Annotated in this window: 13 protein-coding genes; 10 read left to right on the top strand and 3 right to left on the bottom strand. The window is 71.0% G+C overall.

Going from position 1 to position 11,985, the window contains the following annotated elements; translation table 11 throughout:
* Nucleotides 1-360: 360 nt before the first annotated feature.
* Both E1264_RS31950 and E1264_RS31945 read right to left on the bottom strand, forming a co-directional pair.
* Nucleotides 361-1,002: a response regulator transcription factor gene (locus tag E1264_RS31950; RefSeq protein WP_132179398.1), complete on the bottom strand. Its 642-nt coding sequence runs from the start codon at nucleotides 1,000-1,002 to the stop codon at nucleotides 361-363.
* Nucleotides 999-2,204: an ATP-binding protein gene (locus tag E1264_RS31945; protein WP_132179402.1), complete on the bottom strand. Its 1,206-nt coding sequence runs from the start codon at nucleotides 2,202-2,204 to the stop codon at nucleotides 999-1,001. The genes E1264_RS31950 and E1264_RS31945 overlap by 4 nt, the downstream gene beginning before the upstream one ends.
* A gap of 191 nt (nucleotides 2,205-2,395) precedes the next feature.
* On the opposite strand from E1264_RS31945, the gene E1264_RS31940 reads away from it, so the two are divergent.
* Nucleotides 2,396-3,745: a PspC domain-containing protein gene (locus tag E1264_RS31940; RefSeq protein ID WP_165964480.1), complete on the top strand. Its 1,350-nt coding sequence runs from the start codon at nucleotides 2,396-2,398 to the stop codon at nucleotides 3,743-3,745.
* A 16-nt stretch (nucleotides 3,746-3,761) separates the two neighbouring features.
* Nucleotides 3,762-3,980, top strand: a complete 219-nt coding sequence (locus E1264_RS31935; protein ID WP_132179394.1) for a hypothetical protein — start codon at nucleotides 3,762-3,764, stop codon at nucleotides 3,978-3,980.
* A gap of 34 nt (nucleotides 3,981-4,014) precedes the next feature.
* Here the strand turns inward: E1264_RS31935 and E1264_RS31930 are convergent, their stop codons facing one another.
* The gene (locus E1264_RS31930; protein ID WP_132179392.1) at nucleotides 4,015-4,236 is read right to left on the bottom strand and encodes a hypothetical protein; all 222 of its coding nucleotides are present in this window, start codon (nucleotides 4,234-4,236) and stop codon (nucleotides 4,015-4,017) included.
* Between E1264_RS31930 and E1264_RS31925 the strand changes: the two genes are divergently transcribed.
* From E1264_RS31925 to E1264_RS31895, 8 genes are all read left to right on the top strand, one after another.
* Entirely contained in the window at nucleotides 4,235-5,809 is a 1,575-nt protein-coding gene (locus E1264_RS31925; RefSeq protein WP_132179390.1) for an alkaline phosphatase D family protein, read from the top strand. The genes E1264_RS31930 and E1264_RS31925 overlap by 2 nt on opposite strands.
* A gap of 26 nt (nucleotides 5,810-5,835) precedes the next feature.
* Nucleotides 5,836-6,174: a hypothetical protein gene (locus E1264_RS31920; protein WP_132179388.1), complete on the top strand. Its 339-nt coding sequence runs from the start codon at nucleotides 5,836-5,838 to the stop codon at nucleotides 6,172-6,174.
* Between the two features lie 382 nt (nucleotides 6,175-6,556).
* Complete coding sequence (locus tag E1264_RS46065; protein ID WP_279491691.1) at nucleotides 6,557-6,679, top strand: hypothetical protein; 123 nt, start codon at nucleotides 6,557-6,559, stop codon at nucleotides 6,677-6,679.
* Nucleotides 6,676-7,383, top strand: a complete 708-nt coding sequence (locus tag E1264_RS31915; protein WP_132179386.1) for a peptidoglycan-binding protein — start codon at nucleotides 6,676-6,678, stop codon at nucleotides 7,381-7,383. Before E1264_RS46065 ends, E1264_RS31915 begins: the two co-directional genes overlap by 4 nt.
* A gap of 193 nt (nucleotides 7,384-7,576) precedes the next feature.
* Nucleotides 7,577-8,068 carry a (2Fe-2S)-binding protein gene (locus E1264_RS31910; RefSeq protein WP_132179384.1) on the top strand — a complete coding sequence of 164 codons (492 nt, stop codon included), beginning with the start codon at nucleotides 7,577-7,579 and terminating at the stop codon, nucleotides 8,066-8,068.
* Nucleotides 8,065-10,500, top strand: coding sequence for a xanthine dehydrogenase family protein molybdopterin-binding subunit (locus E1264_RS31905; RefSeq protein WP_243711288.1), 2,436 nt, complete (start codon nucleotides 8,065-8,067; stop codon nucleotides 10,498-10,500). Before E1264_RS31910 ends, E1264_RS31905 begins: the two co-directional genes overlap by 4 nt.
* A complete protein-coding gene (locus E1264_RS31900) occupies nucleotides 10,497-11,351 on the top strand; it encodes a xanthine dehydrogenase family protein subunit M (protein WP_132179382.1) in 855 nt (284 codons plus the stop codon). Before E1264_RS31905 ends, E1264_RS31900 begins: the two co-directional genes overlap by 4 nt.
* A 113-nt stretch (nucleotides 11,352-11,464) precedes the next feature.
* On the top strand, nucleotides 11,465-11,985 hold a 521-nt coding region (locus E1264_RS31895), incomplete at its 3' end, for an SRPBCC family protein (protein WP_132179380.1).

Here is an 11,985-nt window from a genome sequence, read left to right as displayed (position 1 = left end):
GGCATGGGCGGTCCGGGCATGGGCGGGTAGGCCCCGGGTCCGCCCGGCGCGGTCGGAGGTTGGTACGGATCATGTGGAGCAGGACCAGGTTGTCCGGGTCCGGGGGGATAGCTCATGAAAAGGGACTGTCCCACACCCGGCACCGGAGACGATCATGATGCGCTCAAAACGAATATGACGATTTGCTTACACTTCGCCCGAAATTGTTTACGCCTTGTCACGGAACGGGCATCCATTGTGGTTCGCCCGAGATCAGCCGTGGTTTACCCGAGGCCAGCCGTGGTTTCCCTGAGATGAGCCGTGGTTTCCCTGAGATCAGTTGTGGTTTACCCGGGATCAGCAGAGCGCGGGGGGCGCCGGTCAGACGAGGCGGCGGGCGGCGGCCCAGCGCGACAGCTCGTGCCGGTTGGACAATTGCAGCTTCCGCAGGACGCTGCTGACATGCGTTTCGACCGTCTTGACCGAGATGAACAGCTCCTTGGCGATCTCCTTGTAGGCGTAGCCGCGGGCGATCAGCCGCAGGACGTCCCGCTCCCGCTGGGTGATCTGGTCGAGCTCGGGGTCGACGGCGGGCACATCGGTGGCGGCGAACGCGTCCAGGACGAATCCGGCCAGGCGCGGTGAGAACACGGCGTCGCCGTCCGCGACCCGCCCGATCGCGTCGGTGAGCTCCGGCCCGGAGATCGTCTTGGTGACGTAGCCGCGCGCGCCGCCCCGGACGACGCCGATCACGTCCTCGGCCGCGTCCGACACCGACAGCGCGAGGAACTTGGCCGAGACGGCGCCCTGGAGCCGGCGCAGCACCTCGATCCCGCCGCCGCCCGGCAGGTGCACGTCCAGCAGGACCACGTCCGGCTGCGCGGCGCGGATCACCGAGACGGCCTCGTCCACGTCGCCGGCCTCCCCGACGATCTCGACGCCGCCGCCGAGCTCCGCCTTGACGCCGGTCCGGAACATCTGGTGGTCGTCGACCAGCACGACCTTCTTCAACGCCTCGCTCATGATTTCTTGATCTCCAACCGCACTTCCGTGCCTTCGCCGGGCGCGGTCCGGACGGTGGCCTTGCCGCCGTTGCGCTCCATACGTCCGATGATGGACCCTCGGACGCCCATGCGGTCACCGGGGACCTGGTCGAGGTCGAATCCCTTGCCGCGGTCCCGGACGAAGATCGCGACCTCGTCGCCCTCCACCTCCGCGTACACCGACACCGACGGCGCCTCGGCGTACTTCGCGGCGTTCACCATCGCCTCCCGCGCGGCCTGCAGCGCGGCGCCGAGCCGCTCGTCCAGCGCCGTGTCGCCGACGCAGACGATCTCGATCGGCACGCCGTGGTCGTCCTCCACCTCACCCGCGACCGCGCGGATCGCGGCGGCGAACGTCTGGTCGGGGTCGGCGCGCGGCTGGTAGAGCCAGGTCCGCAGCGTCCGCTCCTGGGACCGGGCGAGGCGCTGCACCTCCCGGGTGTCGTGCGCGTTCCGCTGGATGAGCGTCAGCGTGTGCAGGACCGAGTCGTGGATGTGCGCGGCCAGCTCGGCGCGCTCCTGGGAGCGGATGCGCTCGTGCCGCTCGGCGTCCAGGTCCTGCCAGAGCCGCACCATCCACGGTGTGGCGATCACCGCGACCCCGGTGAGGATGATCAGCATGGCGATGACGACGGAGCGGGCTTGGGTGGCCTCGACCTTCTGCGCGACGAACCCGCCGATGCCGCCGACGACCAGCAGGAGGCCGAGGACGCTGCGGAGCCAGCGCTGCCGCAGTGGAAGCGTCCACCGCTGCCGCTGGTCGCGGTCGGCCTGCTGCCAGAGGATCGCCGCGCCGACACCGCCGACGACGAACGGCCACAGCGCCCACTGCACGGCACCGGCCGCACCCCAAGGGAGCACCGAGAGGCCCAGCGTGACCGCCGCGTACGCCGCCAGCTGGCCCCAGTCGCGACCGCGCCGCCGGGTGTCGACTGGTACCGCCGCCCCTGACGTATCGGACGTGTCGGGCTCTCCGGGCGCGGGGACGAGGATCCAGAACGCGATGTAGGCGGCGACGCCGAGCCCGCTCGCCACCGTCAGCAGCACGAACGCGGCGCGGACGATCGGCGCCTCGACACCGAGGTGCACGGCCAGCCCGCGGCACACCCCGGCGATGAGCCTGCCGTCGGCGGTGCGCCGCAGCCGGCCGGAGGCGTCCGGGGTCAGCGGCGCGGCGGCCATGGCCGTCGCGCCGGGCTGTTCCGCTGCCGTGTCCTCGTTCACCGCAGCCCTTCCCAAGGTTCTCCCACGTCAATGATCGTCACATGCCCGTCCGCGGACCGCATCAGGGGCGCACCCCGGGCTTTCCTCAGGGTCGGCTCAGGGACGTCCCCGATACCGCCCGCGGGGACGCGCACGTCAGGATGGTCGTCATGGGCAGCGAGCAGGAAAGCGGCCGCCACGAGGGCGGACGGCACGACGGCGGGCACCGGGACGCCCAGAACGTCCAGGGCTACCAGCGGCTGGCACGCGACGGCGGATCGCGCACGCTGGCCGGCGTGTGCAGCGGGCTCGGCCGCTACACCGGCATCGACCCGGTCGTCTTCCGCGTGGGGTTCGCGGTCCTGGTCCTGGCGCACGGCCAGGGGGTCTTCCTCTATATCGTGGCCGTGCTGCTGATGCCGCCGAGCGCGGGCCGGTCGTCGATCGCGGAGCAGCTGTTCAAGCGGTGGTTCGACGCACCGGCCGTGCTGACGGCCCTCGGCGCGCTGCTGACCGCGGGCGTCGTGTTCAGCCTGTTCGGCGCCAAGGTCACCGACACGATCGCGCTGCTGGTCGTGTTCGGGCTGGCGCTGCTGGTCGCGCATTCGCGGGGCGTGGACCTGGTGGCCGTGGCGCGGTCCGTCCCGGAGCGGCTGGCCGGGCATCCGCCGGCGCCGTCCGCGGAACAGGCGAAGCCCGAGACCGTCGTCGTCGGTGGCGTGTCCCTGTTCAAGGACGCGTCATCTTCCAAGGACGCAGGGGCCACGACGAGCGGCGGCACCGCCGGCGGCCTGCCCGAGGGCATGATCGATCTGGCCGCGTACTCGGCGGCGCAGACCGACACCCCGCCGGACGACCGGAGAGGCGATCGGAAGGGCGACCGGCCGGGCAAGCGCCCCGAGAGCGGCGGCCGCTCCCCCGCCGCCACGATCTCGCTGCTGGGCGCCATGGCCGCCGGGGCCGCGATGATCCCGGTCGCCCAGAACCACCCCTACCCGGACTCCACCCTGATCGTCATGGCGCCCGCGCTCGCGGTCATCGGGATCGGCCTGGTCGTCGGCGGCTGGTTCCGCACGCGCGGCCTCGCGGCGGCCGGCACCGTGCTGACCCTGGCCATGCTGACCACCACGGTCGCGGGCGAGGCGCCGCGCAACGCCGAGTACGGCGAGGTCGAGTGGCGCCCGACGGACGTCACGCGGACGAACCAGCTCTACAAGATCGCTGTCGGCCGGGGCGACCTCGACCTCACCTCGCTCCGGCTGGTCGCCGGGCAGCGCGTCGCGATCGAGGCGGAGGTCATGCTCGGCGGGCTGGACGTCCGCGTGCCACGGACGGCCCGCGTCCAGGTGGACGCGCGGATCGCGCTCGGTGACGTGCGCGTCGACAACCGGACGACCAGCGGGCCGCGGGCCAGGGTCGTCCGGACGCTGGAACCGGACGGCGGCGCGGACGGCGACCCTCCGGTGATCGTGCTGCGGATACGCGGCAAGGTCGGCGACGTGAGCGTGCACCGTGGCTGACACGGGGAGGACGGACATGCGCACTTCGCCCGAACGGCGGCGGCACCGGTTCGACCCGGCGGGGCCCGTCACGGGGTTGTTCTTCCTCGTCGTCGCGGGGGTGTTCCTCGTGAACGGCCTGGAGGACGAGAACGTCCTGCCCGTGGCGACGCTGGTGTCGGCGGTGCTGATCGGCCTCGGCCTGGTCGGCACGGTCCGCGTCCTGACCCGGTCGCGCCGCCGCGACCTGCGCTGACCCTCTGGTCGGCGAGCCCCCGGCCGGGGCCTGATCAGCCTGGTGGACGTCCTGGCGGGGGCGTGGTCCCGGCGTGGATGCTGACGGCGAACGCGGGCCCGGGGTTCGTCAGGGTGGCGTGCGGCCCGCCGTGCACCCTGACCCGGTTGGCCCGCAGCGGCCGCTCGGTGACGCCGCACGCCGCGATCGTCACCTCCGCCAGCTCGCCCGCGATCAGCGTGCTGACCTGCCCGGGACGAGGAGATGGAGCGTTCATGGACCGTCGAAGCGTGCTGCGCGGTGGCCTCGCCACGACCGGCGGGGCGGCGATCGCCCTGCTCAGCGGCGGATCGGTGAGCGCGGGGGCGGCCCCGCGGGCGGGGACGCGCGCGGCGCCCGCGCTGCTGCGCGGTGGCCGCCCGCGGCTCACGCACGGCGTGCAGAGCGGCGATGTGACGGCCCGGGAGGGCGTGGTGTGGGCGCGCTCCGACCGTCCCGCCCGGATGCTGGTGGAGGTGAGCCGCCGCCCCGACTTCCGCCAGGCCCGGACGGTGCGCGGCCCCGTCCTGACGCCCGAGACCGACCTCACCGGCAAGGCGCTCCTGCGCGGGCTCCCGGACGGCGAGGAACTGCATTACCGCGTCCGGCTCGCCGACCTCGACCGCGCCGGCCTGACGTCGGAGCCGGTGACGGGCCGTTTCCGCACCGCGCCGCACCACCGCCGCCGGGACGTCCGCTTCGTCTGGTCGGGCGACCTCGCGGGCCAGGGCTGGGGCATCAACCCCGACCTCGGCGGCTTCCGGATCTTCAGGGCGATGGGCGCGGTCGATCCGGACTTCTTCCTGTGCAGCGGCGATCTCGTCTACGCCGACGGCCCGCTCGCCGAGACGGTGCCGCTGCCGGACGGCCGGACGTGGCGCAACATCGTGACGCCGGAGAAGTCGGCCGTCGCGCAGACCCTTCCCGAATACCGCGGCCAGTTCCGCTACAACCTGCTGGACGCCAATCTCCGGGCGTTCAACGCGCGCGTCCCGATGATCTACCAGTGGGACGACCACGAGACCGTGAACAACTGGTATCCGGGCGAGATCCTCGATCTTCCGCAGTACACCGAGAAGCGCGTGGACGTCCTGGCCGCCCGCGCCCGCCGCGCCGCCTTCGAGTACACGCCGATGAGGTCGTCGCGCACCGGCCGCATCCACCGCCGCATCTCCTACGGGCCGCTGCTGGACGTGTTCGTCCTCGACATGCGCACCTACAAGTCGCCGAACGACGCCAACACGTCACCGACGCAGGAGAACGCCCTCCTCGGCGCCGAGCAGTCGGCCTGGCTGAGGCGCGAGCTCCGCCGCTCGACCGCGACCTGGAAGGTCATGGCGGCCGACCTGCCGATCGGCTTGATCGTCCCCGACGGCTCCGCCGCCCAGGAAGGCGTCGCGCAGGGCGACGACGGCGCGCCGCTCGGCCGCGAGCGGGAGATCGCCGACCTGCTGTCCTATGCGCGGCGGCACCGCGTCCGGAACATGGTCTGGCTGACGGCGGACGTGCATTACACGGCGGCCCATTTCTATGACCCGTCCAAGGCCGGCTTCAGCGACTTCGATCCGTTCTGGGAGTTCGTCTCCGGCCCGCTCAACGCCGGCGCCTTCGGCCCCAACAAGCTCGAAGGGACGTTCGGCCCGCAGCTCAGGTTCGCGCAGGCGCCGCCGCGGGCCAACACCTCGCCCGCCGACGGCTACCAATTCTTCGGGAACGTGGAAATCGACGCGCACACCGAGACCCTGACCGTCCATCTGCGGGACCTGGACGGCAAGGCCGTCTACAGCCAGACCCTCACACCCCGCCGCTGAGACCCGTTCGTGGGACCATCGTCGGCGTGAAACGCGCCTACGCCTCGACGATTCTCTGCCTCGCCCTCGGCGGCGGCCCCGTCCTGGCGGGCTGCTCGGACGGCGCCGCCGAGCGCAAGGCCGACTGCGCGAAGATCTCGTCCGCGCTGGCGACGACCCGGGACCCGACCGCCGAGCAGGTCCTCGACGCGCTCCGCAAGGTCCGTCCTGAGCTGAAGAACGACGATCTCGCCGAGCAGGTCGACACCGTCATCGCCTCCGGCGGCAAGGACAGGATGTCCGACGAGGAGACCTTCCGGTTCGCCAGGGCGACCGAGGAGATCCGCAGCACCTGCCGGCAGGAGCCCGCCGCCTTCGGCGGCTGAAAACAGAGCCTTCGGCGGCTGAGGAACCGGCCCTCAGCGGCTGAGGACCAGGTACGCGACCCAGGTGAGGACGAGGGTCACGGCCAGCGAACCGAGACATCCCAGCCGGGACGAGAAAAAGAACATAGAACGCCTCTTCCCCTGAACTGCCGGGTTTCGCACGCTCCAAGGGCGCGTCAGGCAACCGGATTTCCGAAAGTCTTACCTGTTGGAAAGGTAGATACCGCCCTCGGGTGCGATTTGGGGCGAAAGCCAGAGAAGTAAGGGGTCACCCCATTACGGTCGGTAGGGAGTCCCCTACGGAACGGGACGGCGGAGACAAAGGCTCCAGGAGGAGCACGTGACCCCCCAGAACAGAACAGACAGCGCAGAAGCAGCGCTTATGGACGAGGTGGACATCAGTCCGGGCGTCCACCAGGCCACCGAAGCCGATGAGGAGGAGGTCCTCGGCGAGCTGTACGGCGAGCCCGACGACGGGTACTTCCGCGGGGAGGAATCCGGATGAGCGCGGCGGGGATGATCGCCGAGGCCCGCAAGTGGATCGGCACCTCGGGCCGGCCGAACAAGATCACACGCGAGTACGCGTCCAGGCACGGGGACGGGTTCCTGCGAGCGGCCTGGTGCGACATGGCCATCACCTACTGGGCGCGGCACAGCGGGAACGCCTCGGCCGTCCTGCCCGGCGGCGACCGCGCCTACACGGTCTGGCACGCGCAGGACTTCCAGAAGGCCGGGCGCTGGCACAGCGGGACGACCGCGAGCGTCAACAAGGCCAAGCCCGGCGACATCGTCTTCTTCGACTGGGGCGCCACCAACACCATCGGCGCGATCGACCACGTCGGCGTGGTCGAGAAGGTCCTCGGCGGCGGGCGCCTGCAGACCATTGAGGCCAACACCAGTGACGCGGTGAAGCGCCGCGTCAGGAATTCCAGCGTGATCGCCGGTTACGGACGTCCCGCGTACGGCGGGGGCAACTGGACGGAGGACATGGTGAAGAAGCTTCCTGAACTGAACAAGGGCGACTCGGGTGAGCACGTGCAGAGCCTGCAGGGGTTGCTGATGGCGCGCAGCCACCCGGAGGTCACCATGTCGGGCAGGTTCGACGACGCGACCGAGGCGGCCGTGAAGGCGGTTCAGCGGTGGGGCGGCGTTGACGACGACGGGATCGTCGGCCCGAAGACCTGGCCGGTTCTGCTCCGCGTGCACTAGCCGGTCGGGGCCATGCGTGGGCCTCAGATCGGTAAATAGGCTTGTCCAAGGGCTAGTACCGGATTCGACACCGGCATAGGTTCGTAAGGGTCGCCTTCCGTGGAGGTGCCCGATGACCTCGTCGGAACCACGTGCACCGCCCCAGGGACGTCTCGCTTCGAGGTCCACCCCGAGACGTCCCTGGGAGGAACGTATGCCACGTATCCGTGTCGAGGTCGATGGTGCGACGTACGAAGACGACGTTGAACCGCGCCTCCTGCTCGTCCACTATCTGCGCGAACGGCTGGGGAAGGTCGGGACCCCCGTCGGATGCGACACCAGCAACTGCGGAGCCTGCACCGTCCTGATGGACGGCATGAGCGTGAAGAGCTGCTCCGTGCTCGCCGTCCAGGCGGACGGCACCGACGTGACGACCGTCGAGGGCCTCGGCATAGACGGAGCGACACATCCGATGCAGCAGGCCTTCCACGAGGAGCACGCGCTCCAGTGCGGCTACTGCACCCCCGGCATGATCATGGCGTCGCTCGACCTGCTGCGCGAGAACGCCGACCCGTCGGAGAGCGAGGTCCGGGAGGGCCTTGAGGGCAACCTGTGCCGCTGCACCGGTTACCAGAATATCGTCAAGGCCGTGCGCCGCGCCGCCAAGGAGATGCGGGAGCCCGCGGGCCAGGAGGTGACGCCGTGACGATCCAGGAAGGCGCCACCAGAGCGGAGATCGGCTCGCCGCGGAAGCGGTCGGAGGACGCCCGGCTCATCAGGGGCCAAACGCAGTGGACCGACAACATGACCCCACAGGGGACGCTGCACGTGGCGTTCCTGCGCAGCCCCCACGCGCACGCGCGGATCGTCCGCGTCGACACCTCGCAGGCGAAGGCACGTCCCGGTGTGGTCGCCGTGCTGAGCGGCGCGGATTTCGCCGACGAGCAGGGGTCGCTGCCGTGCGCGTGGCCCGTGACCGACGACATGAAGCATCCGGACCATCCGCCGATGGCGGTGACGGAGGTGCGGTACGTCGGCGAGCCGGTGGCGTGCGTCGTCGCCCGGGACAAGTTCGCGGCCTTCGACGCCCTGGACGACATCGACGTCGACTACGAGCCGCTGCCCGCGGTCCTGAACATGGACGCGGCCCTCGCGGAGGGGGCCGATCTCGTCCATGACGACCTGGGGACGAACAAGTCCTACACGTGGGTGTTCGAGAACGGGGATCTCGACGCCGCGATGAGGGACGCGCCCGTCGTCATCGAGCGCGAGTACGTCCAGCAGCGGCTCATCCCGACGGCGATGGAGCCGCGGGCGGTGCTGTGCGTCCCGGACGGGGACGAGTTCACGCTGTACTCGGCGACGCAGATTCCGCACATCCTGCGGCTGATGCTGGCGACCGTCACCGGGATCGGCGAGCACCGCATCCGGGTCGTCGCGCCGGACGTCGGCGGGGGGTTCGGCTCCAAGCTGCAGGTGTGCGGCGAGGAGGTCCTCGCGCTGCTGCTGGCCCGCAGGCTCGGCCGCCCGGTGAAATGGACGGAGTCGCGCAGCGAGGGCAACATGACCGTCCACCACGGGCGCGACCAGATACAGCGGCTCACGCTCGCCGCAGAGCGCGACGGGCGGATCCGCGGTTTCAAGGTGGACATCCTTGCCGACATGGGCGCGTACCTGATGCTCGTCACGCCGGGCATCCCGATCCTGGGCGCGTTCATGTACAACGGCATCTACAAAATGGACGCCTACTCGTTCACCTGCAGGGGCGTTTTCACGACGAAGACCCCGACGGACGCGTACCGGGGCGCGGGCCGTCCGGAGGCCACCTACGCCATCGAGCGGATGATGGACGAGCTCGCCGCCGAACTGGGCGTCGACCCCATCGAGATACGGCGCCGCAATTGGATCGCGCACGAGGAGTTCCCGTACGAGACGATCGCGGGGCTCACCTACGACTCCGGCAACTACGAGGCGGCGACCGACAAGGCGCTGGAGCTTTTCGAGTACGACAAGCTGCGCGCGGAGCAGGCCGACCGGCGTGAACGGCGTGATCCGGTGCAGCTCGGCATCGGCGTGTCGACGTTCACGGAGATGTGCGGCCTCGCGCCGTCCCGGGCCCTGGGGTCGTTGTCGTACGGCGCAGGCGGCTGGGAGCACGCGTCGGTGCGCGTACTGGCGTCGGGCAAGGTCGAGGTGGTCACCGGTTCGTCGCCGCATGGGCAGGGCCACGCGACGGCGTGGGCGCAGATCGCCGCCGACAGGCTCGGTGTGCCGTTCGAGGACGTGCGGGTCCTGCATGGCGACACGGCCATCTCGCCCAAGGGCATGGACACCTACGGGTCGCGTTCGCTGGCCATCGGCGGCGTCGCGCTGTTCTCGGCCTGCGACAAGGTGGTCGAGAAGGCCCGCAAGGTCGCCGCGCATCTGCTGGAGGCCGCCGAGCAGGACCTGGAGTTCGCCAGCGGGCGGTTCAGCGTCCGCGGCGTCCAGGAGGAGGGCAAGACCATTCAGGAGATCGCGGCGGCCACGTTCGCCGCGCACGACTTCCCGGAGGGCGTCGAGCCGTCGCTCGACTCCGACGCCACGTTCGACCCGGAGAACTTCTCCTTCCCGCACGGCACGCACCTGTGCGCGGCGGAGGTCGACACCGAGACAGGGATGGTGAAGCTCCGCAAGTACGTCGCCGTGGACGACGTAGGGAAGGTCATCAACCCGCTCATCGTGGAGGGCCAGGTGCACGGCGGGCTGGCGCAGGGCATCGCGCAGGCCCTGTACGAGGAGGCCGTGTACGACGCGGACGGCAACCTGACCACGACGACCATGGCCGACTACCTCGTCCCGTCGGCGCCCGACCTGCCGGCGTTCACGACCGACCGGACGGAGACGCCCGCGACGTCCAACCCGATGGGCGTGAAGGGCGTCGGCGAGGCGGGCACGATCGCCTCCACCCCGGCGGTCGTCAACGCGATCGTCGACGCGCTGCGCCCGTACGGCGTGAACGACGTCCCGATGCCGTGCACGCCGGAACGGGTGTGGCGGGCGCTGCGCGCGGAGGCGAAACCGGAGACCGCGGAGCCCGGCGCGGGCGGCGGGCTCGGCTCGGCGTCGGGCCCGAACCCGGCAGGAGGTGCCCAGTGATTCCCGCTGCGTTCGACTACGCACGGCCCGGCTCGGTGGACGAGGCCGTCCAGGTGCTGTCCGACGGCGGCGAGGACGCGAAGATCCTCGCCGGCGGGCAGAGCCTGATGCCGCTGCTGCGGCTCCGGCTCGCCATCCCCGACGCGCTGATCGACGTCGGCCGGATCGGCGCGCTCCGCGAGATCCGCGACGCCGGCGACGCGCTGGTCATCGGCGCGATGGCCACGCACCACCAGATCATCCGCGACCCGCTGGTGCGCGAGCACGCCCCGCTGATCGCGGCCGCGGCGGAGACGGTCGCCGACCCGGCCGTCCGGCACCGCGGCACGTTCGGCGGGTCGCTCGCGCACGCCGACCCGGCGGGCGACCTCCCGGCCGTCGCGCTGGCGCTGGACGCGGTGTTCCTCGTCCGGTCCGTGCGCGGCGAGCGGGAGATCCCGGCGTCGGAGTTCTTCGTCGACTGGATGACGTCGTCGATGGAGCCGGACGAGCTGCTCGTCGGTGTGCGGGTGCCCAAGCTGGGTCCGGGCTGGGGCGTGCACTACGAGAAGTTCCATCGGACGGCCCAGGCGTGGGCCATCGTCGGTGTCGCGTGCGCGGTGCGCCGCAATGGCGACGCCGTAGAGGAGGCGCGCGTCGCGCTGACCAACATGGGTCCGGCGCCAGTGCGGGCCGGCTCGGTGGAGAGCGCGGTGAGGGGGCGCCCGGTCTCGGAGGACACGTTCAGGTCCGCCGCCGGGCACGCGACAGAGGGCACCGAGCCGCCGGGCGACCTGCACGGGTCGCCGGAGTACCGGTCGCATCTGGCGACCGTGCTGACCTCGCGGGCCCTGGCCGCCGCGGCCGTTTGATTGCCCGCCGGATCGCCGGGTACCCGGTTCCGGGTACCCGGCACCCGACTGGCGACCGAACAGGCGACCGCCGTAGGGTCACGGGTAGTTCTCCGGACGATAAGGACAAGATCATGGAACTCGACCACGATTTCACCGTCCCCGTACCGGTGGATCAGGCATGGTCGGTGCTGCTCGACGTGGAACGCGTCGCGACCTGCATGCCCGGCGCGACGCTCGACTCCGTCGAGGGCGACGAGTACAAGGGGCGGATGAAGGTGAAGGTCGGCGCGATGACCATCACCTACCGCGGCACCGCGCGGATCGTGTCCGCGGACGAGTCGTCCCGCACGGTGACGCTGGAGGCGTCCGCCAAGGAGGCCCGCGGTTCGGGGACGGCGTCGGCGACCGTCCAGGCGAAGCTGCACGAGGAGGACGGCACGACGCGCGTGACCGTCCACACGAAGCTGAACGTGACGGGGCGGCCCGCGCAGTTCGGCCGCAACATCCTGTCCGAGGTCGGCTCCAAGATCATCAACCGGTTCGCCAAGGCGCTGGCGGCCGAGCTGGAGACGTCCGGCGAGACCGCGCCGGACGCAGCGGCCAAGGCGGAGGCCGCGCCGGAGGCCGTCGTGAAGCCCGTGAAGCCCGAACC

The organism is Actinomadura sp. KC216 (assembly GCF_004348535.1).
GTDB lineage: Bacteria > Actinomycetota > Actinomycetes > Streptosporangiales > Streptosporangiaceae > Spirillospora.
The sequence above is the reverse complement of the archived record's forward strand: the minus strand, read 5'-3'. Positions and strand labels throughout refer to the sequence as shown.